Source organism: Pseudomonas sp. Irchel s3b2, from assembly GCF_900187445.1.
In the GTDB taxonomy this organism is placed as follows: Bacteria; Pseudomonadota; Gammaproteobacteria; order Pseudomonadales; family Pseudomonadaceae; genus Aquipseudomonas.
In genome coordinates, this window is the sequence record NZ_FYEB01000004.1 from 41503 (window position 1) to 66479 (window position 24977).

The 24977-nt window shown below is 61.1% G+C and carries 13 protein-coding genes (1 of these 13 running past the window's edge); 5 read left to right on the forward strand and 8 right to left on the reverse strand.

Annotated features, from left to right (window positions below; all coding sequences use genetic code 11):
• The 4 genes from CKW20_RS11640 to CKW20_RS11660 form a co-directional block, all read left to right on the forward strand.
• Positions 1 to 560: the 3' portion of a non-ribosomal peptide synthetase gene (locus CKW20_RS11640; RefSeq protein ID WP_095053036.1), read on the forward strand. 12955 nt of this gene lie to the left of the window's left edge; the window shows 560 of its 13515 coding nt (coding positions 12956-13515); its start codon lies off the left edge, out of view; its stop codon occupies positions 558 to 560.
• Positions 557 to 3802, forward strand: coding sequence for an amino acid adenylation domain-containing protein (locus tag CKW20_RS11645; protein ID WP_095053037.1), 3246 nt, complete (start codon positions 557 to 559; stop codon positions 3800 to 3802). Before CKW20_RS11640 ends, CKW20_RS11645 begins: the two co-directional genes overlap by 4 nt.
• A 348-nt stretch (positions 3803 to 4150) precedes the next feature.
• Entirely contained in the window at positions 4151 to 6628 is a 2478-nt protein-coding gene (locus CKW20_RS11650; RefSeq protein ID WP_095053038.1) for a TonB-dependent receptor, read from the forward strand.
• A gap of 288 nt (positions 6629 to 6916) precedes the next feature.
• Positions 6917 to 7504: a nucleotidyltransferase family protein gene (locus CKW20_RS11660; RefSeq protein WP_095053040.1), complete on the forward strand. Its 588-nt coding sequence runs from the start codon at positions 6917 to 6919 to the stop codon at positions 7502 to 7504.
• Positions 7505 to 8703: 1199 nt separating this feature from the next.
• Here CKW20_RS11660 and CKW20_RS11670 read toward each other — a convergent pair.
• The 5 genes from CKW20_RS11670 to pvdM form a co-directional block, all read right to left on the reverse strand.
• A complete protein-coding gene (locus CKW20_RS11670; RefSeq protein ID WP_095053041.1) occupies positions 8704 to 12849 on the reverse strand; it encodes a non-ribosomal peptide synthetase in 4146 nt (1381 codons plus the stop codon).
• A 39-nt stretch (positions 12850 to 12888) separates the two neighbouring features.
• Positions 12889 to 14547 (reverse strand): cyclic peptide export ABC transporter, encoded by a 1659-nt coding sequence (locus CKW20_RS11675; protein ID WP_095053042.1) that lies wholly within the window; start codon positions 14545 to 14547, stop codon positions 12889 to 12891.
• A gap of 80 nt (positions 14548 to 14627) precedes the next feature.
• Entirely contained in the window at positions 14628 to 15515 is an 888-nt protein-coding gene (locus CKW20_RS11680; protein WP_095053043.1) for a formylglycine-generating enzyme family protein, read from the reverse strand.
• Positions 15516 to 15587: 72 nt separating this feature from the next.
• Positions 15588 to 16868 carry an aminotransferase class V-fold PLP-dependent enzyme gene (locus tag CKW20_RS11685; RefSeq protein WP_095053044.1) on the reverse strand — a complete coding sequence of 427 codons (1281 nt, stop codon included), beginning with the start codon at positions 16866 to 16868 and terminating at the stop codon, positions 15588 to 15590.
• A complete protein-coding gene (pvdM, locus tag CKW20_RS11690; protein WP_095053045.1) occupies positions 16865 to 18235 on the reverse strand; it encodes a pyoverdine-tailoring dipeptidase-like protein PvdM in 1371 nt (456 codons plus the stop codon). Before pvdM ends, CKW20_RS11685 begins: the two co-directional genes overlap by 4 nt.
• Positions 18236 to 18518: 283 nt before the next feature.
• Here pvdM and CKW20_RS11695 point away from each other — a divergent pair, with 283 nt between their 5' ends.
• Entirely contained in the window at positions 18519 to 20147 is a 1629-nt protein-coding gene (locus tag CKW20_RS11695; RefSeq protein ID WP_095053046.1) for a PvdJ/PvdD/PvdP-like protein, read from the forward strand.
• 164 nt (positions 20148 to 20311) lie between these two features.
• On the opposite strand, the gene CKW20_RS11700 is transcribed toward CKW20_RS11695, so the two are convergent.
• Genes CKW20_RS11700 through CKW20_RS11710 form a run of 3 tightly spaced genes read right to left on the reverse strand, consistent with a single transcriptional unit; the run spans position 20312 to position 24860 of the window.
• Entirely contained in the window at positions 20312 to 21706 is a 1395-nt protein-coding gene (locus tag CKW20_RS11700; protein WP_095053047.1) for an efflux transporter outer membrane subunit, read from the reverse strand.
• Positions 21707 to 21713: 7 nt separating this feature from the next.
• Positions 21714 to 23687: a MacB family efflux pump subunit gene (locus CKW20_RS11705; protein WP_095053048.1), complete on the reverse strand. Its 1974-nt coding sequence runs from the start codon at positions 23685 to 23687 to the stop codon at positions 21714 to 21716.
• Positions 23688 to 24860: an efflux RND transporter periplasmic adaptor subunit gene (locus tag CKW20_RS11710; protein ID WP_095053049.1), complete on the reverse strand. Its 1173-nt coding sequence runs from the start codon at positions 24858 to 24860 to the stop codon at positions 23688 to 23690.
• Positions 24861 to 24977: the final 117 nt, after the last annotated feature.

The window sequence follows — 24977 nt, forward strand, 5'->3', positions numbered from 1 at the left end:
AGGGCTTGCTCTACGTGCGCACGTTCACCGACAAACTCGACGTGTCCTGGCAGCATTTTTTCAAGACCGAAGATCGCGCCGAGGTCGAGGCCCGCTGCCGGGCCGGTGGTATCGAATGGCGCTGGCTCGACAACGATGAGTTGCAAACCCGTACGCCGGCACCGGCGATCATCCGTCACCCGATCACCGGCGCGAAGTCGTTCTTCAATCAGGTGCAGCTGCACCACATCTATTGGCTGGAGCCGGATGTGCGTGAAGACCTGCTGTCGATGTTCGGCCTGGAACGCATGCCGCGTCATGTCTATTACGGTGATGGTTCGCCGATCGAAGACGAGGTGATGCAGCGTATCGGTGAGTTGTACGAAGCGTGTGCGGTGCGTTTCGACTGGCAAAAAGGCGATGCGATCCTGCTGGACAACATGCTCGTGGCTCACGCCCGTGACCCGTTCGAAGGCCCGCGCAAGATCGTCGTGGCCATGGGCGACATGTTCGACCGCAGCGCCCTTGAAAGCGCACAGACCACTCAAGGCGCAATGAACACTGAGGAAACCGGAGCATGAACGAGGTATCGATGGCCGCGCAGGATCTGGGTTACGCCTTGACCCCCGAGCAGCAAGGGGTGCTGGAGAAGCTGCCCAAGGCCCCGGTCTGCCGTGATGCGCTGCATTGGCTGGAAGTGGGCATTGCCGGTGAGCTTGACCCGCAGCGTCTGCAAACGGCGCTGGATGCGCTGTTGGCGCAGCAACCCATGCTGATCCCGCGTTTGGCCAAGGCGGCGGGCTTCCATGGTCTGCGCCAGTTCGCCGGGGGCGCCGAGCGCTTCCCGTTGACGGTGCAGACCCGCCCGGAAACGGCGGCCGGCATCCAGGCTCAAGTCGCCGAATGGGCGGCACGCTCGTTTGTTGTCGGTGAGTCGGAGAACGTCCAGGCGGTGCTGTATCGCCTGGCGGACAATCACTGGCAGCTGGTGCTGGGCGTTGCCCGGCATTGCGTCGATGAAAGTGGCTTGCGGCTGATTTATCAGCAACTGTTGCAGACGTATGAGCAGGGGCTGACCGAGGCGGATGACGAGACCGGGGAATTCACCCAGTACCTGGAATGGCGCAGTGAAGTGGTGCTCGACGAGGATGCGGCAACTGCCCGGATTTACTGGCAGCAGCACCTGCAAGGCGCGGATGTCGACCTGTCCACCCCATGGCTGGGCTATCGGGCTGCAACCGCCCAGACTTCTTCCGCGACAGCGCTGTTGACGAGCACGCTTGAGCCCTCGCTACACAACGCACTACAACAGTTGGCAGGCTCGCTGGCGCAACCGCTGAGCGTGGTGATGCAAGCGGCCTGGTGGCTGCTGCTGGGGCGCCTTGGCGGGAACGAACAGATGCTGGTTGGGGTGCGGCACGACAGTCGCGACGACTACGAGTATTTCGCCGACGCCGTGGGCGTTTTCGAGAGAACCCTGCCGCTGCATGTGTCGCTGGCGGCGAGTACTTCGTTCAGCGCCTGGGTCAGTGAACTGGCGACGGGCCTGGATGAGCATCGCACCTGGCAGGAATACTGGTCACCGGAACTCGCGCCCGCAGCGGCCAGCCCGGCCTATGGTTTCGCGGTCTGGCGTGCACCGCAGCCCCAGACTTCAAGCACGCTACAGTGGACACCCGTGCAGCGTCCCGTTGCTCGGGAAACTCAATTTGAACTGATGCTACAACTCGAACCGGGCGAATCGGGCCGCCTGCATCTTCATTACGCCACGCAGCGTTATTCGCTGATGGCTGTCGAAGGGCTGATGGCGCAGTTCAGCGTATTGCTGGCGAGCATCGTGGCCAATCCTCAGGCCGAGCCGGGTCAACTGGCATTGCTGGGGGCCGTCGAGCAACAACGCTTGCTGGCAATCAACCCGCCACCCCGGCCGCTGGTGGATGGCCGATACCTGCCGCAGCGCATTGCCGATTGGACGCATGCCACACCGGACACCGTCGCGCTGACCGACGCGCAGCAACACTTGAGCTACGGGCAATTGCAGGCGAACGTCGACGTGTTGGCCAAGGCTTTGAAAGCTCAGGGCCTGGCCCGTGGTTCGATCGTCGCGTTGGCGTTGCCGCGCTCGGCCGATCTGGTGGTGGCGATGCTGGCGGCCTGGCGTGTCGGTGCGGCGTATCTGCCGCTGGACCCGCAATGGCCGATGGCGCGTCAGGTGTTGATGCTGGAACAGGCCGGGGCCGATTTGCTGCTGGTGGATGCCGCGCAAATCGATCAGTGGCACGGTCATTCGCTGAGCGTCTGCACCCTGAATCAATTGCGCCAATCGGCGGACCTGTCGGCACCGACTGTCGAACTCGATACACAGGGTAGCGATGCGGCCTATGTGCTGTTCACTTCAGGCTCCACCGGCGTGCCCAAAGGCGTGGTGATCGAGCATCGACAATTGCTCAATTACACCGCCAACGTCAGCCAGGCCCTGGGGCTTGATCAGTGCAAACACGTTGGCTTCACCTCCACCGTAGCGGCGGACCTGGGTAACACCGCGCTGTTTGGCGCCTTGTTCAACGGTGCGACGCTGCATGTGGCCAGTGACGAACAGATGCAGGACAGCACCTTGTTCGCTGATTTCCTGAAACAACAGACGATCGATTGTCTGAAGATCGTTCCGTCGCACCTCGCCGCACTGCTCGACAGCGACAGCCCGCAACTACCGTCTACGCTGATTCTCGGCGGCGAACCGATCGCCCCTGCGCTGCTCGAGCGCATCGCTCGGTTACACGGCAATTGCCGGGTGTTCAATCACTATGGCCCGACGGAGGCGACGGTCGGGGTGTTGGTCCATCCGCTGGTGCCGGGCACTGCTGCTGAACACACGGGCGCTGAAAACGCTGCCGCCCTCAGCCAGGTGCTGGGTAACAATCAGGTGTATGTCCTTGACGACCATCTGCAACTGGCCCCGGTCGGGATGTTGGGCGAACTGTACCTGGGCGGCGCGCAATTATGCCGTGGTTACCTCAATGCCGAGGCCGATGCGCAGGTGTTCATTCAGCACCCGTTCAATCCGCAGGAGCGCCTGTATCGCACCGGAGATCTGGCGCGCTATCGCCCGGATCTGGCGATTCAGCTGCACGGTCGGCGCGATCAGCAAATCAAGGTGCGTGGGTTCCGTATCGAACTGGCAGAGATCGAGGCCCAATTGCTGAGCCTGCCTCAGGTCGCTGAAGCACTGGTGTTGCCAGGATCTTCGGCTGAGCAGGGGATGCAGGCATTCGTCGTTCCTCATCAGCCACCTTCGTCGGCCTTGCTTGAAGCAGTTCGCAGTGAAATGGCCCAGCGTCTGCCCGCCGTGATGCTGCCGCAGCATGTGCAGTTCATCGAGCGTTTTCCACGGCTGGCCAATGGCAAGATCGACCGCAAGGCGTTGCAGCAACTCAGCACAAGCCTGATTGACGAAGAGTGTCTGGCGCCACGCGATGCGCTCGAACAATTGCTCGCGGCACGCATGGCGCAACTGCTGGGCGTTGAGCGCCTGGGCATCGATCGGGATTTCTTCGCCGCCGGTGGTCATTCGTTGTTGGTGATCAAACTGGTGGCCGGTATTCGCAAGTTGTTGCAGTGCGAAATCCATCCCGGTGTGGTGTTTGATCATCCGACCGTGGCCGGTCTGGCAGGGGCGTTGCGATCGCGGGAAAGCAGCCCCGGTCAACTGGAGAAACTGGCCCATGCGCGGTTGCGCCTGGACACCATGAGCCCGGAAGAAAAAGCCTTGTTGACGGAAAAAGCCCGGCAACTGCAAAACGCCAAAGCTGCACAGAACAGCTGAGAACCCCGGAAATAGACAGGCCGACGCCCAGAGCGTCGGCTTTTTTTTAAATGTGTCGTTAATGATAAATAAACTCATTCCGGTTTATGCGTGGTGCTACGTCTTACTAAGGTATGCAGACAATTCGGGTCGGGCAGGGTAGCCCCAGGGTTCGAATTTGTAGGGCAGAACACGATTTTGCCGTTGTCCAGACAGATGACCTATGCCCGGGGAGGGGCCGGGTCGACCGCCCGCTAACGTGCTGCCCCTGAGGTGGCCGACAGACAGAGCGGTTTACGTGTCCGGGCAGCGTCGGGCCCTCGGTGGCCCATCGGTCTTATCCACTTCTAACGAATAATAGAGAGCACGATGTCAGCAATTCATGAGTTGAAACCTCTGTTCAAGGCTTTGGTCATTTCCCGAACGCTTCGCTCGCGTCACTCGCTGGCCGGTCTGGGCATGGTCTGTCTGATGCCGTTCAGCGCGCAGGTCTGCGCCGAAGAAATCGCCGTCAACATTGCCGCGCAGCCCTTGCCGCAGGCGTTGCAAGCGTTCGGCGAGCAAACCAACCGGCAGGTGATCTATAACGCCGCCGACATGGCCAACCTGCGCAGCAATCGCGTCAGCGGCAAACTGAGCGCCGAAGCGGCCATTGCCGAACTGCTCAAGGGCACCGGCGTGCGCTACAGCTTTGAAGGCAACACGTTGATGCTGGTGCGCGGTTCCGCCACTGAAGGCCTTGAGCTGGGCGCGACCACCGTCAATGCACGGCAGCTGGATGCGACGACCGAAGACAGCAACTCATACACCAGTAACGCCGTGACCATCGGCAAGGGTACCCATACCCTCAAGGAAATTCCCCAGTCGATCACCGTGATGACGCGTAAGCAGATGGATGACCAGAACCTGGTCGATCTCAAGGACGCCGTCAACCAGACCACCGGCATCGTCGGCCTGCAGGGCGTCGGAGAAGGCATGATTCTATCGTCGCGCGGTTTCCAGATCGACGACTGGCAGTACGACGGTGTGCCGATCCCGCGTAACACCTATTCGCTGGGCAACTGGGCGACCCAGGACCTGATCTTCTATGACCGCCTGGAAATCCTGCGCGGCGCCTCCGGCCTGCTGCAAGGCACCGGCAGCCCCGGTGGTGCCATCAACCTGGTGCGCAAGCGTGGCCAGAACGCACCGACCGTGACCCTGACCGGCAAGGCCGGCTCTTGGGATCACTACGGTCTGCAAGTGGACGCCGGCGGCCCGCTGAACCAGGCCGGCAACATCCGCGGCCGCATCGTCGTCGACGAAGACCAGAGCAACTCGTTCATCGACCACGCGTGGAGCAAGACCCACTCGCTGTACGGCGCCCTGGACATCGACCTGCGCGAAGACACCACCCTGGGCTTCGCGGTCAGCCAATCCAACGGCGAATCGCGCGGCAATATCCGTGGCCTGCCACTCTACGCCGACGGGTCGATGCCGGACGTTTCGCGTTCGACCTACACCGGCGCGCGCTGGAACCGCTCCGAAATCGACGTCACCACCCTCTACGCCGATCTCGAGCACCGCTTCAACGACGATTGGGCCCTCAAGGTCGGCACCGTGTACATGACCGAAGACAATCAGTCGAAAAACCAGCGAACCCAAAGTCCTGGCGGTCTCTTGCCGGATGGCAGTCGCGTGCAATATGCCGACTTCGTGACCGATTTCCAGTCCACGAAGGCCGGTCTGGACATGAACCTGACCGGCAAGTTCGAAGCCTTGTCGATGCAGCAGGAAGTCATGCTGGGCGGCAACTTCTCTCAGCTGGAGACGGATGATCGCTTCGCCCGTACCTTCAACAGCAGCAGCGACACCATCTTCGACCTCGACAATGACCGTCCGGACATCAGCTACAACAGCCTGCTAGCCGCGGGCGGCCAGGGCACCCTCAGCAAATACGATATCCGCCAGAAAGGCCTGTACGGCACCTGGCGCGTCAAGCCGGTTGACGATCTGACGCTGGTACTGGGTTCCCGGGTTAGCTGGTACGACTTCAGCTACAAATCGAAAACCCAGACCGCGTCCAACGGCATCACATCCAACGCTCCAAGCACCGGAAATGAAACCGGAGAGGTCACGCCCTACGCCGGTATCGTCTATGACCTGAGCCGCGAGTGGGCGGTATACGCCAGCTACACCGACGTGTTCCAGCCGCAAACCAACCGTGATTCCAACGGTACGGTGCTCAAACCCATCATAGGCACCAACTACGAAATCGGCCTCAAGGGTGAGTTGATGGACGGTCGGGTCAATACCTCCTTGGCCATCTTCCGTTACGACCAGGAAAACCGTGCCGTCAACGACATCGCCGGTGGTATGGAGTGTAATGGCTGGTACTGCTCGGCAGCCTCGGGGAAAGTTCGTAGCCAGGGTGTCGACGCGGAAATCAGTGGTGAAGTGACGGACAATCTGCAGTTATTTGCGGGCTACACCTACAACACCACCAAATACCTGGAAGACCCGACTAACGAAGGCAGCGTCTATAGTACCTGGACGCCGAAACACATGCTGCGCGTGTGGGGCAACTACCAGTTCACCGGCGACTGGAGCCGTGTCAGCACCGGTCTGGGCTTCACCACCCAAAGCCACACGCTGGTTTACGATCTTAACAAAGACGTACCGGGTTACACCGTGTGGAATGCCCGCATCGGTTACCAGCTGACGCCGGAGATCGGTTTGGCGGTCAACGCCAACAACCTGTTCGACAAGACGTACATTTCGCCCGCTTACAACCAGATCAATGGCAACAATAACTTTGGTGATCCGCGTAACATGATGTTCAGCGTGACCTACAAACCGCAGTTCTGATTGCAAGCGACAACCCTGAGCCCGGCCCGAATTTTGCGGGCCGGGCTTTTTTATTTGCCTATGATTGGGTGGGCGGACACACACACCTGTAGAAGCGGGCTTGCCCGCGAAAGCGGTATGTCAGGCGACATCAATATTGACTGCGCCTCCGCTTTCGCGAGCAAGCCCGCTCCTACAGGCATAGGGACTTGCCCGCTAGTGAGTTGCTGCCGCATAAGTGGATGTCCGCAAACCCTATAGGATGTAGTGACAGGCAGCTTTCTACCCAACGATGCCTTGGAGGTGTCAGTGGATAACGCTTCAAGCGTCCAGGCAATCATTTCAGCAGACCCCGTTCGATGGCATCTACTCCAGCTTGTTCATTCCTTGGGATTACCGGATTGTTGGATCGGTGCAGGTTTTGTCCGGAACGCGGTTTGGGATTACTTGCACGGACGCTACCCATCCCCTGTCTCGACCGACGTCGACGTAATTTGGTTTGATCCATGTCACTGCACACCCGCGGATGACAGGGCATTAGAAGCAGCGCTGCGAAATTTGGACTCTACGGTCCTCTGGTCAGTAAAAAATCAGGCGAGAATGCATGTTCAAAACGGCGATAAGCCTTACATTTCCACGACTGATGCAATGCGTTACTGGCCAGAGACAGCAACGGCAATAGCCGTTAGATGGCGAGAAGGAAATACCTGTGAGGTATCTGCGCCGTTGGGGCTTGATGATCTTTTTAACCTTATTGTCAGACCCACCTGGAGGTTTACAGTAGAAAAAAAAGCGATATACCAAGAGCGCTTGAAATCCAAGGAGTGGGCGGTAGCATGGCCTCTACTCAGGCAGGAGTGTGGTCTACTGACAGACTCCTTCGAATTTGAAAGATGACTGAACCAGACACCCGCACTTTGCGGTGGACACACACTTGTGGAAGCGGGCTTGCCCGCGATGGCCATGGGTATCTACACATCTCTTGCGCTACAGAGATTCACTGCCGGGGCTTGGTGTTTTGGAGTACAGATCCGTTTCTGCGGTTGTGCTGGCTGACGGTTCTTGCCCTTTGTAGGAGCGAGGCTTGCCCGCGAAGGCGGCCTGGTAGGCGATTGGGGTCTTTGATCGTGTACATATCCGTTTCTGCGGTCACGGCCGCTGGCGGTTTCGCTTTTACAGCGAGTCACTTGGAAAAGCCCCAAGTAACCAAGGGCTCTTGCCCCACCATTCGGTGCCTCGCTTAGGCTCGGCATGCCCTCACTCCGGCATTGCTCCGGGGGCCCGCCGCCATCGGCCATCCATGGCCGGGGGCGGCTACCGCGGCATCCTTGCCGCGGTGCCCCCTGCGCAATACCTGCGTTCGGCCTCTGGGAAAGGGGCAAACAGATCAAGATCAAAAGCCAAAGCAACGGCAACGGCAACGGCAACGGCAAGATCAACAGCTTCGCGGGCAGGCTCGCTCCCACATTAGTTGGAGTGGGTACGTCCGGGGAAGATTGGTCGGCTGACAGGCCGCCACCGCAGCGATGCGGCGACCCGACAAGCCAGCTCCCACAAAAAATCAGAGCACATCCAAAATCAGCGCCCATCCACTCTGCTTTCACCACTCTACAGGCCGAGCGTTAGCTCGCCTGCAGCTGTTGATCTTGACGCACCGCGCCCTCGAGAGGCCGAGTGGAGGTTCTGCGCAGTGGGCAACCCGGCATGGATGCCGGGTTAGCCGCGCACGGCCATGGATGGCCGATCGCGGCGGGCCCACGGAGCAGGACCGGAGCGAGGGCATGCCGAGCCTGGGCGAGGCACCGAACGACAGGGGCAAAGAGCCCTTGGTTACTTGGGGCTTTTCCAAGTGACCCGCCGTAAGGGCGGAACCCTAGGCGGCCGTTACCGCAGAAACGGATATGTACACCATCAAAATCGGGAAGATATGTAGATACCCATGCCGCGATAGCTGTGTCTCAGGCAGCACTGAAGTCGACTGACACACCGCTTTCGCTGGCAAGCCTGGCTCCTACAAAAAGCGATTCATTCGCTTATCCGACTGACATCAAAGGCAACCCGCCGAAATCTTCCGGCAGGTTGCGATGGAGCGGGGATCAGCAAGGGGCGGTGGTGGCCAGGAAGGCGTCGATCAGTGAGTCGATCAGTGCGCCATCAAAGATCATGCTGCGGTGCAACAACGGTGAATGCACCGAACATTTCAACTCGCCCGACGGGCTGTAACGCCGGACCAATGCCTCGCAGAACGCCAGTTCTTGCGCAGTCTTTTCCGGTACGGCCCACCAGCAACTGGGCCGGACCCGCACAGGTTTGAAGGTAAAGGCCTTGAAAGCCTCCAGCAGACGGTCATGCACCGAGAACGCCTGGGCATTCATCACCTCGTTTTTGACGCTTTGCACAATCGACAACAAATCACCCTGGCCCGGTTCGACCAGGCTCGCTACCCAGTCATAAAACTGCTTGACCGAACTGTATGGCGAGTCTTTCAAATACGCCGCCGTACGGTCTGTCAGGGTCGGGAACAACAGATCGAAATAGTGAATGGCATCGAGGATTTCTTCCGACGCCTCGCGGCTCTGTTCAGCGCTGGGCAAGCGTCGATAGCGGGGCAAGTCCTCGGGGTACAGGTGTTCCGGGATGGTGCTGTCCACCAAGCCGAGAAAGGCCACCTGATGACCCAGGCCTTCCAGTGTGGCGGCGATATCCAGCGCAATCGCTCCCCCCAGCGACCAGCCCATCAAGTGGTAGGGGCCGTGGGGTTGTGCCTTGACGATTTCCTGACTGTAATCGGCCACCATCTCGTCCCAGCTTTGGCTGCCATCGCTGAAACCGCGATGCATGACGCCACGAACCGAGGCATGGGCCTTGAGTTTCTTCGCCAGCGGCTGGTAACAGAACACGATTCCGCCGCTGGGGTGCAGACAGAACAAGGTCGGTGCGCTGGCCGGGGCCGCATTCAACTCGACCACGCACTGAGTCTGCTCCCGATGCTTGCGCGAAATAAACGCCGCCAGTTCGCCGATGCTCGGATAGGCCAGTAACTCTTGCAGGCGTAGCTCGATGTTCAGACGGGTCTTGAGTGTGGAAATGAACTGAATGGCCAGAATCGAATGCCCGCCCAATTCAAAGAAGTTGTCGGTCACGCCCACACGCTCGATGCCCAGCGATTGCTGCCAGAGCTGAGCGAGTGCCTCTTCCAGCGGGTTACCGGGCGCAACGTAGGCTTGTTGCCACAGACTGACATCCGGCTCGGGCAGGGCCTTGCGGTCGAGCTTGCCGTTGGCGTTGAGCGGGAAGTGATCGATAAACAGCAGGTGACTGGGCACCATGTAATCCGGCAATTGCGCCTTAAGGGCGCTCAGCAGTTGTTCGCGCAGCTCGGCGCCAGCCGGTTCGCTGGCGATCACATAACCGACCAGTTGCAGGCCGCTCGGCCCCTCGTGGGTCAGGACCACGCAATCCTGCACGGTGGCCAGGCTTTGCAGGCGTGCCTGGGTTTCCCCCAGTTCGATGCGGAAACCACGAATTTTTACCTGATGGTCGATGCGTCCGACGTACTCGATGCTGCCATCGACGCCGTAGCGCGCCAGATCGCCAGTGCGATACAGGCGCCCGCCCGGGAGCGGGTCGAACGGATCGGGGATGAAACGGGTGGCGGTCAGGTCGGTGCGTTTAAGATACCCACGTGCCAGGCCGGCGCGGCCGATATACAACTCACCGATGCAACCTTTGGGCACCGGGTTGAGATGAGGGTCGAGCAGGTACCACGACAGGTCGACAATTGGCTCGCCGAGGGGGCTGGTCGTGTCCGAATTCAGATCGTTCAGTGACAACGGCCGGTAGGTCACATGCACGGTGGTTTCGGTGATGCCATACATGTTGATCAGTTGTGGCGCGCGATCGCCGAAGCGTTCGAACCAGGGGCGCAGGCTTTGCACATCAATCGCTTCACCGCCAAAAACCACATAGCGCAGGTGTTGCGTCAGCGACTGCCCGGGTTCGCAGGCGACCTGCATCAGCTGTTTGAACGCCGACGGTGTCTGGTTGAGCACGCTGACTTTTTCCTCGCAAAGCAGTGCGTAGACGTCCTGTGGCGAACGGCTGACCGCGTGCGGCACGATCACCAGTCGGCCGCCGTGCAACAGGGCGCCGAAGATTTCCCACACGGAGAAGTCGAACGCATACGAGTGAAACAGACTCCAGACATCGTCCTGGCTGAAGTTGAACCAATCGGCAGTCGCCTGAAACAACCGCATCACGTTGTGGTGCGGCAGCAGCGCGCCTTTGGGCTTGCCGGTCGAGCCCGAGGTGTAAATCACATAGGCCAGGTTATCCGGGTGCACCGCCACTTCGGGATTGCGCTCATCCAGCGAGTGACTGGACGGTATCTGCTCGAGTAACAGGCAGCGAACCTCAGCCGGCAGCGGCAACTGTTCGCGCAGGTGCTTCTGCGTCAGCACCAGGGCGATGGCGCTGTCCTCGATCATGTAGGCCAGGCGTTCGGTCGGGTAGGCCGGGTCCAGCGGCACGTAGGCGCCCCCGGCCTTGAGGATCGCCAACACGCCGATGATCATCTCTGGCGTACGTTCGACGGCGATGCCCACCAGCACATCCGGGCCGACGCCCTCGCTGATCAACTGATGGGCCAGCCGATTAGCCTGGCGATTGAGCTCGGCGTAACTCATCTGCTGTCCGCCAAAACTCAGGGCGATGGCCTCACCGGTTCTGTTGGCGTGGGCTTCGATCAAATGATGCAGGCAGTGTTCGCGTGGGAGTCGGGTGGGCTGACGATTCCAGTCGACCAGGGTCTGTTGACGTTCGTCCGGGGCCAGCAGTTGCAGCTCGCCGAGGGCGCGATCGGGGGACTCGATGAGGCGCTGCAACAGGTTCTGCCAATGCCCGGCCATGCGTTCGATGGTCGCTGGGTTGTAGAGGTCGCGGCTGTACTCGAAGGTGGCGACAAGGCCTTGGTGCGAGTAGTCGATGTCCAGCGAAAGATCGAATTTGGCCTGGTTTTCCCCTGAACCGAGAAACTCCAGTGCCAGCCCGCTCCATTCCATCGCGGCTGGCTCGGCCGTGCCGGTGCGCCAGTTGAACAACACCTGAAACAACGGATTGGACGTCTGGCCGCCCGGTCGTTGCAGTTGATCGAACATCAGTTCCAGCGGGTAATCGGCATGCTCCAGAGCCGCCAGGGATTGCCCGCGCAGGTCGTGCAAAAAATCCACGGCGGTGCGGGTCGAATCGATCCGTGCCCGGTACACCTGAGTGCCGACGAAAAAGCCCACCAGTTCCTGAGTTTCACCACGGTTGCGGTTGGCATTGGGCACGCCGACGGTGAAGTCGTGCTGGTTGCTGTAGCGGCCTAGCAGCAATTGCCACGCGCCCAAGGCCAGCACAAACGGTGTCAGCCCCTGGCGCTGGCAGAAGGCATTGAGCGCTTGGGACAGAGTGGTGGGAATACTCAATGAAAGGCGCCCGGCGAGGTGTTGTTGACCGGTTGCGCGGGCAAAATCCTGGGGCAGTTCGAGCACGGGCAGCTCGCTGCCCAGGTACTGGCACCAATAGTCGCCGCTGCGGGCGCAAGCAGCGCTGTCGAGGTATTCACCGCGTTGCCAGGTGGCATGGTCGGCGTATTGCATCGCCAGTGGCGGCAGTTGCGCGCTGTCACCGAGGCGGGCCTGGCCATAGGCGCGGGACAGGTCCTGCATGAGAATCGCATTGGACCAGGCATCGGAGACGATGTGGTGCATGTTCAGCAGCAACACATGCTCGTGGGTGTCGAGCTTGAGCAGCGTGGCGCGGATCAGCGGCGCTCGGCTCAGGTCGAACGGGCGCAGCGCCTGGTTCTGGATACGCTGCGCCAGCTCATTGGCGCGGGCCTGGCTGTCGAGCACTGAGAGATCTTGCTTGTGCAGGGTCAGACGGGCGTGACGCTCAACGACCTGGAGGGGTACACCGTCGATTTCCTTGAACGCGCTACGCAAAATGTCGTGTCGATCAATGACCCGCTCAAGCGCCACTTCCAGTGCCCGGGAATCCAGTTCGCCGGTCAGTCGCAAGGCGCGTGGCAGGTTGTAAGCCGAGCTGGTCGGAGCCAATTGTTGCTCCAGCCACAGTCGTTGCTGGGCAAACGACAGCGGGGCTCGATCCAGGCGGCTGCGGGGCGATAAGGCGTGTACATCGTCTGCGGCATCGGCCAGCAGCAGCGCCAGCAGATCATCATCAAGAAGTTCGTTCATGGGGGTTCTCGCAAAAGGCGGCAATGCGTCGGGCAGGGCTCAAGCCGTGGCGGCCGGGGCTTTTTCACTGATGACCTGACCCGCTTCCATACGCACCAGTTGGTCGGCGACATCGAAGTAACGGTCATCGTGGGAAATGACGATGATGGTCTTGCCCAGGTACTTCAGTTCCGGCAGTAATTCGGTGTAGAAAATTCGCCGGAACACCGGATCCTGATCGGCCGCCCACTCGTCGAACACCAGCACTGGGCGTTCCTCCAGCCAGGCGTTCAACAGGGCCAGACGCTTGCGCTGGCCGGTGGATAGATCGGTGGTGCTGAATGCGCCATCGCGAATGCTGACTTTGTGGGCGATTTCCAGGCGTTCCAAATAACGGTTGGCGTCTTCGGGAACCTGCTGGTCGCCTTGCACCAGTTCGTCGAACAGGTAGTAGTCGGCAAAAATCGTGGTGAACAACTGGCGATAATCATCGCGATTGCTGGCCAGTACCGGCGCGCCGTTGAGGATGATTTCACCACCCTGTGGCGCGTAGAGGCCCAGCAGCAACTTGATCAACGTGGTCTTGCCGCCGCCATTCTCGCCGACGATAAAGACGATTTCGCCCTGGGCGATGGAGAGGTTGACCGGGCCGAGGCTGAAGGGTTTGCTGCCGTCCACCGGAGGGAAGGCGTAATGCACGTCGCGCAGTTCGAGGTGTTCGACCACCGTTTTGGCGGTGTTCTTGTCGCTGAGCAACAAGTGCGGCTCGGGCGAGGAAAACTGTTCGGCAAGGTCGGCAATACGCTTGAAGGCGATGTTGGCGCGGCTGATGATCGGCAGGGTGATGACCAGGTATTCCAGCGGGCCTTTCATGTACAGCAACACCAGCACGAAACCGCTGAGCACCGCTTTATCGGTGCCCAGCCAGAACGATTGCAGCGCCAGCGCCAGGCCGATGACCACGAAAAACAGCATCGAACCGAAGGTCTTGGCCACCACGAAGGTGTTGATCGAACGGATGTTGGTATTGCAGATGTAGTCGGCGGTGCCTTCGATGCACTGGCTGAACATGCGTTGGCGGCGCGGGCGATGGATGCGCAGTTCCTTGGCGCCGGCCGCAATCGCGCTGTAGTGTTTTTGCAGTTCGTCTTCAGCCTCGCGAGCGGCTTCGAAGCCCTTGATGCCTTTGGCCCGGGCCGCATATTGCACCACGGTGCCGATCACCAGCGCCACCAGCAACAGGGCAAACATCGGCAGCGACAGATACGCCAGGTAACTCAGGCAGCCAAGGGTCACGGTGAAGGCAATGGCCAGCGGTGCAAAGGAGAAGGCGAAGCTGCTGACGGTGTTGACATCGTGGGTCAGGACCGGAATGAGCCGATGGCTGCGATACCGCTCGATCTGTTCGATCGGGGCCAACAAGACTTTCTCGCCCAGGGATTTACGTAGCGCGGCAATGATGTGCTGCCCGACATGATTGGTGCCGATATCCGACAGAATCGATGTCAGCAGGGCCAGCGCGCACAAGCCGACAAACATCATCAGCACACTGGCGGGTGGGCTGCCTTCGCCGTTCAGGGCGTTGTTGATGGTCGCAAGCAGGGCGGTAATGCTGAGTCCACCCAGCATGCCAAGCATGATCGACAGCACCACGACGACCCGGAAAGGCTTGAGCAGGCTGAGGACTTCACTGATGGCTCCGCGGGAATTCGAGGTCATGGGGGGTTCCGCTTCAAGTGCCGTCAAGGGCAGAAGTTCAAGGGTTGAGGTTCAAGAATTGAGCTGTTCGTGGGCGTGCATCACAGGTCTCGCGCGACGCGAAAACCGATCCAGTCGCCACGGGTATCGGGGTAGGTGGCATTACGGTTGCCCGAACGCGAGAACACCGGTGCTTCACCCCAGTCATTGCCACGAATGCGCCGGGCCTTGCAGTCGCCGGTCAACCACGCGCTGCCATCGCTTGGTGCACCGGTGTAGTTCTCGTTGTAGCAATCGGCGGTCCACTCATAGACGTTGCCGTGCATGTCGTACACGCCGAAGGCGTTGGCCGGGAAAGTGCCCGCCGGTGAGGTGAAGTTGTAACCATCGGCGGCGCCGTAGGTGTTGGCGTGTTTGGCGATGCTGTATTCCTTGCCTTCATCGAACGGGAAGGGGAACGGGCCGCTGCTGCCTGCGCGCGCGGCGTACTCACGCAGCGATTCGCTGACCAGTCGATAATGCTTGCCGGTCTTCTTCGAGAGCCAGGCCACGTAGGCATTGACCTCGGGGAAGTCCATGCACACCGCCGGATGCCTCGCGGTGCGTTCATAGCGCGGCACGCCGGCCTTGCACTCGCGGCCGGGCCGGGTGTCGCCGTCGGGCATGACGTAACCGCTGTCGCGCAGGTACGCGTCCCACTCGCCGGCCAACACCTGGAAGCGGCTGATGGCCAGCGGTTTGGCGAAGGTCACCGGGTGCAACGGGCCTTCATCGGGCTCGCGGCCCACCTCATTGTCCGGGGTACCCATGGTGAAGGTCCCGGTGGGCAGCACGACCATCTCCGGGCAGTCCTTGCAGTCCTTGAAGACTTTCCCGGGCGGGGCAGGTGCTGCGGCCTGAGCGGCGCCCGGCATCAGGTTTGCAACCACGGCGGCGAAGGCCAGTGCGGGGAGCGTCTTCAAGGAAAAACTGCGCAGCTCACTGTTCATCATTGCTCTCGATAAAAAGTTAAAAGGAATCAGGGGGGCTGATGCTCGTAGGAGCCAGGCTTGGGAACGGCATCAGAGCTGTTGGCCGAGCAACGCCATGAAGCGGTCGACCTCGGCTTCAGTGTTGAGCAGCCCCGGCGCCGTGCGGACCACCGGGCCCACGTCGCGCTCCACGGCATCGGCGATCACGCGGTTTTGCATCAGCCAGGCGGCGATCTTGTCGCTGCTCTGGCCCTTGACCCGGAAGAAGCTGAAGCCCGACGACAGCTCGGGACTCAGGGGCGTGACCAGTTCGATCCGAGGGTGCGCTTGCAGGCGTTTTTTCATATAGCTGTTCAAGGCATGGATACGCGCCTGAACCTCGGCCTTGCCCAATTGCAAATGCAATTTGAAGGCTTCGTTCAGCGCCCAGCGGTACTCGAACGAGTGGTAGCCACCCGGCGTCATGGTGGTGGAGAACGCCGTGGCTTCGGAGAAGGTCGGGATGATCGGCGTGACGTATTTGACCTCTTCACTGCGGCTGCAAACGATGCCTGTACCGCGGGGGCCGAACATCCATTTGTGCGTGCCGGCGATGAAAAAATCGCAGTTCATGGCCGGGAAACTCAAATCCTCGACACCAAAACCGTGCACGCCGTCGACCAGGTAAATGATGCGGTCCTGCTCGCTGCGGTGGCGGTTGTGCTTATCCACCAGCGCGCCGATTTGCGCGATCGGCAGTTTCACGCCGCTGCCGGAGTGCACCCAGGTCATGCCCAGTACACGGGTTTCGGGTTTGATGTTCTGGTCGATCGACGCAAGGATCTCGGCTTTGGAGGCCGTCTGCGGATCCTTGAACAGCCTGATCTTGCGCACCCGGGTGCCGTCCCGTTGGGTGCGCAGATTGAGGATCGTATGGGTCGCGTAATGCTCGTGGGCGGTGGTGAGGATTTCCTGGTCCGGTCGCACATGCACGCCGCCGTAAATCATCGCCAGGCCCTCGGTGGTGCTGCCGGTCAGCGCGATCTGTTTGGCATTGGCTTGCAGGTAACGACCTGCCCAGACGCGCACCTCTTCTTCGCGTTGCTCGATAACCCCCAGGTCCCAGTCCATGGCCAGCCCAGGGTTTTTATCGAGGGCGGCGCGGTGCATCTCGATCGCTTCACGCACCGGTTTGGGGTGCGAGGTGATCAGGAAGTTGGAAAAGTGCAGGTAGTCCGGATCCTGGTCGAACAGCTGCCGCAGTTGCGCCCATTTGTCCCCTGGCAGCGAGGGCTGTGGCGTGGCGCTGGCAACGTTGTGCAGGCCGGCAGTCAGGGGCAGGCCGGCGGCGAGGATCCCGGCCTGTTTCAGAAAGGTTCGACGATCGCTCATGGTTTGCTCGTGCCTTGATGTGAAATCAGCGCCGGCTTGGCGGCTTTCTGTACCTGATCCCAGACCCGCAGGAAGTTACCGCCCCAGAGCTTGGCGATGTCTGCTTCGGAGTAGCCGCGCGAGATCAGTTCCGCGGTGACATTGCGAATTTCACCGACGTTGTTCCAACCCTTGACCCCGCCACCTTCGTTGAAGTCGGAGCTGATGCCGACATGATCAATGCCGATTTTTCGCACCGTGTAATCGATGGCGTCACCGAGGTCCTTGAGGGTGGCTTTGGGTTCTTCTTCAAGAATCGCGTAGAGACGGCTGGCGTATTGGCCGAATTTTTTCTCGGACCAGGCGGCGATGACCGGATCACCCGGCATCAACGCCATGGCGAGGTTCGGCAGCGGCGGCAGGTCGAACTGTTGGCGCAGTTCGTTGAGTTTGTCCTGGGTGGTCTGGGTCAGCGGTCGCAGGTATTGGGAGAACCCGACCACCTGCACCACGCCGCCGCTGTTCTTGATCAGCTGCAATTCCTTGTCGCTGAGATTGCGCGGGATATCGACCATCGCCCGTGGCGCCGAGTGCGAAGCGACCATCGGCGTGCGGCTCAATTGCGCGACTTGTTCCAGGGCTTTGGTCGACATTTGCGACACGTCGATGATCACGCCCAGGTCATTCAAGCGATGCACGGCTTGCTTGCCCAGGTCCGAGAGGCCGTCGAGGGCATCTGGCGAATCGTTGAAAAACGGCAAGGGACGCGAAGAATCGGCCCAGTCGTTATTGCCGATGTAGCTGAAACCGAACATGCGCATGCCGCGCGCCGTCCACAAGTCCAGCAGGTTCAGGTCATGGCCCAGTGGATAGGCATTGAGCATGCTGATGAAAATCGCGAACTTGCCTTCTCCGTGCAATCGACGGAAATCGTCGGGGGTGTAGGCAATGGCAACCTGATTGGGAAAATCGCGGACCATGCCGGAAATAATCTTGTAGCGGATTTCCTGCTGGTTGCGTGCCTCTTCGACGAAACCGGCGGTGGGCCGGTGCGGCGCGTTGGCGCCATTCCACAGTTCGGGCCAGCCGAAAATCGTCAGGGCCGCGCCGGACAGATGTCCGCGGTTAGCCTTGACCAGGTCGAACTGGCCTTTGCCATCCTTGTCGGCCTCGTTGCCCCGCGTGCCGAAGTTCTGCATCAGGCTGATGTGGCTATCGAAGGAGAGCATGCGCTCGTGCAACTCGTCGGCCTGTTTCATCACCTTGATCGGGTAACCGAGGTTGTCCTTGAACCCGTAATACCAGACCGCGAAGCCTGCGCTGGCGGTGATCGCCAGGGCCAGCGGCAGGCCGATGTAAAGAGCCTTTTTCGAACGTGGTTTTGTCATTGCCATCTCAGTCAGGTTCGCCGCCCCGGTGCGGGCGCAGGGGCCTTTGCTATCTGGGTGGAACGAGTGGCTGGCCGGGAAATTTAGGTGAGCTTGCGGGCCTCTTCGCGGGCAAGCCTCGCTCCTACAGGTTTTGTGTCGTCCACATCATTGTGATCCACCACCAACCTGTAGAAGCGAGCGGTGCGGCGATCCGACTTGCCCGCGAAGCTTTTAAATTTCCGGACCCAACAAACGTTCTAGCTTGGATAAAGCCTGCTTCATGGCTGACACAGGTAGGGCAATGACGATTTCTCGACGATGGTTCATGGCAGGCCTGGCGCTGACTGGCGCTGCTGTGCCTGCGGCTTTTTATGGGCATCGCGAATGGACGAAGCCAGACCCGACGATCACCCCGGGTGAAGCGACGGTCGATCTGGCGGATACCGCGGGTCAGCAGTTGGCCAACTCGCTGCGAGGCATCTGGGATATCCGCTTCGAAGGTTCCCGCGCGGGCCTCGACGGTTTACCGCAGAGCGGGCTGGAACTGTTTCTCGACATCGCCCAGCGCGGCCGCGGCCTGCGTGGTTGCCTCGATACGGCGCAGCACTTACGTGGCGAAGCCGAGCCACGTTACCGGGTGATCGGCGATCTGGTTTCGCCCGACGCCAGTCAGCTGTACTGGCGTCTGGTCGATACACGATCGGCCAACGGCGCACCGGCCTATGAACTGGCGGTCACGCTCGATGAGGTCTGGGCTGATTTCGGCAATGCCGGCAGTGGCACGCTCAGCGGGCGGATTCTGCGTCTGGATCGCCCGCTCGGCTTGCCGGAACTGGACAATCGATTTGTCGCGCGTAAACGGCTGTTTCCCGAAGCCCGCGAGCGTGTCGGTCTGAATCCGCCGTTACTGGCGTGGCTGATTTCCCCCGAACACCGCTTGTTCCATCAGCTCTGGCATGCCACGCGGGACAAATGGCACAAACTCACCGAAGACCAGCGCGGTGCCTTGCGTGGTATCGGTTGGCAGCCGGGTCCGCGGGGCGAGGAGCGCGATGCCCGTGGGCCGCGCAAAGACCGGAATGGCTCGGGGGTGGATTTTTTCTTCATGCATCGGCACATGCTTGGCACTGCGCGTTCGATGCAGGACCTGCCGTCCTGGCCGAGCTTCCCGATGCCACAGCCGGAACTTGAACGCGACCGCCAGGGCTTTGCCCGCTATTTCGATAATCACGATGGCACGGCGCTGCCGCCCACCTGGCTGGCCGCCGAAGACACCGAGTACACCCGGTGGGTCAGCGACATCAAGACGGCCGAGACCTATCACAGTAATTTCCAGGTTTGGGAATCGCGCTACAGCGATCCGCGTTATCTGTCGAAGCTGACCCTGGGGCAGTTCGGTTCCGAGATCGAGCTAGGCCTGCACGACTGGCTGCACATGCGCTGGGCCTCGGTGCCACGCGATCCCTCCAACGGTCAGCCGGTGCCTTTTGCCCGGGATCCGGCGGACTTTTCCGCGCGTTGGTATGCGCCGGAAAACGACTTCCTCGGTGACCCGTTTTCCTCTCATGTGAACCCGGTGTTCTGGCACTTCCACGGCTGGATCGATGACCGTCTGGAAGACTGGCTCCGCGCCCATGAGCGTTTCCATCCGGGGGAGGTCAGCCGGCTCGAGGTCAATGGCGTGCCCTGGTTCGCCCCGGGGCGCTGGGTTGAAGTCGATGATCCGTGGCTCGGCCCGAGCACCCACGGTTGCAGCACCACGCCGGGATTGCAGGTCGGCAAGTCGGTGGAAATGGACCCGGAAACGATGAAGCTGGCGCTGCGCATTACCTTTGGCACTGACGAAAAGAAACTCGCCGAGTTGTTTCGCCGCGTGCCGCAACGGCCGTGGTATGCGCGGAATCTGAAGGTCAAGCCGCTGAGGTCGTAAGACGGGCACTTGTGGCGAGGGAGCTTGCTCCCGCTGGGCCGCGAAGCGGCCCTAAACCTGCAGTCACATAGTGTCAGGCACACCGAATGCACAGGTTTTGCGACTGCTGCGCAGTCGAGCGGGAGCAAGCTCCCTCGCCACATAGGGCGTACAGATAACCTCGATCAAAGCACCTGCCATCCCCCACCCAACGCCTTGTACAAGGCAATGCTCGCCTGCAACCTCGACAACCGCAGTTGCACATTCGAATCCTGCGCCGCATACAACGTGCGCTGTGTTTCCAGCACCGTCAGCAAATCCTCGGCTCCGGCCTGATAGCGACTTTGCGCAATGTTGAACGCGGTCTGCGCCTGGTTCAATTCTTCGCGTTGCCATTCCCGCTGTTCCTCCAGGCCGCGAATGCTGTTCAGGGCTTTTTCGACGTCGGCAAACCCGTTGATGATCGCGCCTCGATAGGTTTCCAGCAGTTCTTGTTGACGGGCCATGGCCTTGTCACGCTCAGCGCCGAGGCGGCCGTTGTTGAAGATCGGTGCGACCAGCCCGGCGGTGAGGTTATAGAACGGGCTGCGCAGAATATCGTTGGCCGTGTTGGCACCCGAGCCGATGTTGGCGCTCAGGGTCACGGCGGGTAGCATCGCGGCGCGAGCGACAGTGACGTCGGCCTGGGCGGCGGCCAGTTGCGCTTCGGCGCGGGCGATGTCCGGGCGGCGGCTGAGCAGTTCGCTGGGCAGCCCGGCCCCGATGGCAGGCCACTGCAGTTGATCGAAGGACTCCTGGCTGGGCGACAGTTGCTGAACCGGCCGGCCAAGGAGGGCGGCGAGGCTGATCAGGGCGTCCTCGGCTTGCTGGCGAATCAGCGGCAGTTGCCGTTGTTGCGCCGCCACCAGGCTTTTCTGTTGCGCCAGTTCCAGTGCGGTGGCCGAGCCTGAATCGAAACGGGTCTGCACCAGTTTCAGGACATTCTGTGCATTGGCCAGGTTCAGCTCGGCAATGCGACTTCGTTCACCCAGCGCCAAGGTTTGCGCGTAGCTGTCGGCAACCCCGCTGAGCAAGGTCAACTCGACCGTAGCCTGATCGAACTCGCTGGCGCGCAGCCCGAACTGCGCACTGTCTCGGGACGCGCGCTTGCCGCCCCAGAAGTCGATTTCGTAACTGGCGCTGAGGCTGGCGTCAAAGTAGTCCACGGCTTTATCGCTGCTGCTGGCATCGAGTTGGCGGTAGCCGTTGCCGTGCAGCAGTCGCTGGTGGTTGGCGTTCATGCCGGCCGTGACCTCTGGTAACTGCGAGCCGCCGGCAATCACTGTGTCGGCCTGAGCCTGGCGCACTCGAGCGATAGCGGCGGCCAGATCATAGCTGCCGACGCGGGTCTGTTCGATCAGGTGATCGAGCTGCGGGCTGCCAAACTGCGTCCACCATTGCCGATTCGCTAGGGAAGCGCTTTCGCGGTGTGGTGATTGCCAGGCCAGCGGGGGTTGAATGCCGCTGGCCGGGCGCGGAGCGGGGTGGCTGCACGCGCCGAGTAACAGGCAAAGGGTCAACAGGCTCAATTGCGGTTTCATAGATCGATCATTCACTGGTAAGGGCCGTGACCGGGTCGAGCCGGGCAGCTTTGCGGGCCGGCATGAAGCCGAAGACAACGCCGGTAATCAGTGCGCAGGCGAACGCGCCGATGACGGCCGCCAGGGAAAAGGCGACCGCGACGTTGCTGAGCACCAATACGCCGCCGACGATCAGCGCCAGGGCGATGCCGGCGATCCCGCCGACCACCGAAAGCATCACTGCTTCGGTAAGGAACTGGCGCAGAATGTCGCGTTGGCGGGCTCCGGTGGCCATACGGATACCGATCTCCCGGGTCCGTTCGCGCACGGTCATGAGCATGATGTTCATCACCCCGATCCCGCCCACCAGCAGCGAGATCGCTGCAATCGAACCGAGCATCAGCGACAGCGTATTCTGTGTGCTGGCCTCGGCCTGAATCATCGCGGCATTGTTGGTGAGTTCGAAATCGTGTTTGCCGTTGTGCAGGCGCAGCATCAACTGCTCGATGGCCTTTTCGGTCTCTTTGACCTTGCGCGCATCGGCCGCGGCAATGGTCACGTATTCGGGGTTTTGGGTGCCGAACAGCCGGACACTGGCCGCCGAGTAGGGCACGGCGATCCGGTTGTCGCTGTCGGAGTCGCCGGAGCTGGCGCCTTTTTCAGCGAGCACGCCCACGACCTGAAAGGGCACGTTCTCGATCAAGATGTATTGACCGATCGGGTTGGCGACATCCTTGAGTAGCTTGGTGCGAACCTTATGGCCGATCACTGCGACCGCCGCCGCGTTGTGTTCATCGGCCTCGGTGAAGTAGCTGCCCTGAACCACCGGCCAGTTGAAAATCGTTGGAAAATTGGTGTCATTGCCGCCGACATAACTCAGATGGTCGAGGTTGCCGAAACGCACTCCGGCCTGTGCGCCATTGACCGGCATGATCCGCATGACCTGCGGCAGGCTGGCCAGCGCCGCGACGTCATCGAGGGTCACAATGCCCGGCGGTGTGCGCGGGTTGGGGGCGGAGCCGCTGAGGTAAATGATGTTCGAACCGAATGCCCCCATCTGCGCCATCACCTGACGCTTGCTGCCTTCGCCGACGGCCAGCATCACCACCACCGAGGCGACGCCGATGATGATCCCCAACAGCGTCAGGGCGGTGCGGAAGCGATTGATCCACATCACCCGCCAGGCCGCGTGTATGGCATCGACCAGTTCGCCTTTCCAGGCGCCGGAGGCCTCGGCACCTTCGGTCAGCCGCTTGCGCAAATCCACCGCTTGCAGCGCACCGGGATTGGCCGAGGTCTGGGCGGCGGGGTTGTCGCTGGCGCTGTCACTGATGATCAGGCCGTCACGGATTTCGATGACGCGTTTGGCCCGCGCCGCCACATCGCGGTCGTGGGTGATGAGGATCACCACGTGGCCCTGACTCGCCAGTTCGTCGAGCAGCGCCATGACCTCGGCGCCGCTGTGGCTGTCGAGGGCGCCGGTGGGTTCGTCGGCGAGGATGATGTGGCCGCCGTTCATCAAGGCGCGAGCGATGGACACCCGTTGCTGCTGCCCGCCGGAGAGCTGATGCGGACGGTTGCCGGTGCGTGACGCCAGGCCCAGACGATCGAGCAGGGCGGCGGCGCGGGCATGGCGTTCGGTCGCCGGAGTGCCGGCGTAGATCGCCGGCATCTCGACGTTTTCCTGGGCCGAGCCGGACGGAATGAGGTGGTAACCCTGAAACACGAAACCGAACGCTTCGCGGCGCAGCCAGGCCAGTTCATCGCTATCAAGTCGGGCGACATTTTCGCCGGCGAACAGATACTCGCCGCAGGTTGGCCGGTCGAGGCAGCCGATGATGTTCATCAACGTCGATTTGCCGGAGCCGGAAGCGCCGACGATGGCCACGAATTCCCCGGCGTGGATCGACAGGTCGATACCGCGCAATACGTGGACTTCAGGTGCGTCGCCGCCACCGTAGGATTTACGAATGTCTTGCAGGTCGATCAGAGACGTTTGCATTCAGCCTCCGCTGCCGTCGACGGGGCCGATCAACAGGTGATCGCCGTCGTCCAGCCCGTCGAGGATCTGCACCTTCAGGCGATCGCTGATGCCGGTACGCACGGTCCGTTGCTCGATGTCACCGTTTTGGGCGACGACTCGAGCCGATTGACTGTCCGCTTGCGGGCCGCCCTGCAAGGCCGCGACCGGCGCGGTGAGGACATTTTTTGCCTGGTGGGAGACAAAGAACACTTGGGTGGTCATTTCCGCCATCAGCGCGTTGTCGGTGTTGTCGACGTCCAGCAGCACCGTGTACAGCACTACGCGACCGGTGCCGCTCTTATTGGCGCTGGCCGGACTGCCACCACCCCGACTGGTTTGATCCAGTGGTTTGGGTGGTATTGGCAGGATCTGCCGGACCGTGCTGCTCCAGCGCCGATTGCCGCCGCTGAGCGTGGTGAACCAGGCGGTCATACCGGGTTTGACGTGTCCGATATCAGCCTCCGAAACCTCGGCCCAGACTGTCATGGGCGACAGTTTGGCGATGCGCAGGATCAGCGGCGTTTGCTGCTGGGCGTTGAGGGTCTGGCCTTCCCGGGCATCGAGGGCGACGACCGTTCCGCTCATCGGTGCGTAAATGCGCGTATAGCCGAGTTCGGCCTGATCGCTGCGCAGGCTGGCCTGGGCCTGGCGGATCTGCGCCTCGAACATGTCGATGCGCGCCTGGGTTGTACGCAGTTCGGCCTGGGCCGTTTGCACATCTTCGTCGCGTGTGGCGCCGCCGGCGGCGAGGTTCTGTTGGCGTTGATATTTCTGCCGGGCCAGGTCGTGTTGTGCACGTTGCTCCTGAAGCTGCGCCTTGAGGTTGTCGATGGAAAATCGCCCGGCGTCGAGTTTGGCCTGCTGGGTGGAAGGGTCTATTTCCACCAGCAACTGGCCTTCCTTGACGACATCACCGACCTCCACATGAATCTTTTGAATCTGCCCCGAGGCCTGGGCACCGACATCGACATACCGCCGCGGTTGCAGGGTCCCCAAGGCCGTGACGCTGCTTTCAATGTCGCCGCGGGCGACCTGGACGGTGGCGAACCGGTCACGGCCGGGAGGCAGGACCTGCCAGGCTGCGACAGCGATAATGGGGATCAGACAAAGGGCTACAAGCAGGGCGCGTCGGGTATGACGGGGACGTTTCATGCAGGGTTCCGGCCAATGGGATTCGGCCCGTCGCTCAGGTGACGCGCAAAATCTGGCGACAGCTGGACGCTGTCGGAAGGGCCGACAGACACGGGGAGCTGTCCTGTAAACGATGGA

Bases quoted from the DNA above. Each gene is read 5' to 3' on its own strand.
- CKW20_RS11710 (WP_095053049.1), bottom strand. From the start codon at position 24,860: ATGAAACGTCCCCGTCATACCCGACGCGCCCTGCTTGTAGCCCTTTGT.
- CKW20_RS11650 (WP_095053038.1), top strand. From the start codon at position 4,151: ATGTCAGCAATTCATGAGTTGAAACCTCTGTTCAAGGCTTTGGTCATT.
- CKW20_RS11705 (WP_095053048.1), bottom strand. From the start codon at position 23,687: ATGCAAACGTCTCTGATCGACCTGCAAGACATTCGTAAATCCTACGGT.
- CKW20_RS11680 (WP_095053043.1), bottom strand. From the start codon at position 15,515: ATGAACAGTGAGCTGCGCAGTTTTTCCTTGAAGACGCTCCCCGCACTG.
- CKW20_RS11695 (WP_095053046.1), top strand. From the start codon at position 18,519: ATGACGATTTCTCGACGATGGTTCATGGCAGGCCTGGCGCTGACTGGC.
- CKW20_RS11700 (WP_095053047.1), bottom strand. From the start codon at position 21,706: ATGAAACCGCAATTGAGCCTGTTGACCCTTTGCCTGTTACTCGGCGCG.
- pvdM (WP_095053045.1), bottom strand. From the start codon at position 18,235: ATGACAAAACCACGTTCGAAAAAGGCTCTTTACATCGGCCTGCCGCTG.
- CKW20_RS11685 (WP_095053044.1), bottom strand. From the start codon at position 16,868: ATGAGCGATCGTCGAACCTTTCTGAAACAGGCCGGGATCCTCGCCGCC.
- CKW20_RS11675 (WP_095053042.1), bottom strand. From the start codon at position 14,547: ATGACCTCGAATTCCCGCGGAGCCATCAGTGAAGTCCTCAGCCTGCTC.
- CKW20_RS11645 (WP_095053037.1), top strand. From the start codon at position 557: ATGAACGAGGTATCGATGGCCGCGCAGGATCTGGGTTACGCCTTGACC.
- CKW20_RS11670 (WP_095053041.1), bottom strand. From the start codon at position 12,849: ATGAACGAACTTCTTGATGATGATCTGCTGGCGCTGCTGCTGGCCGAT.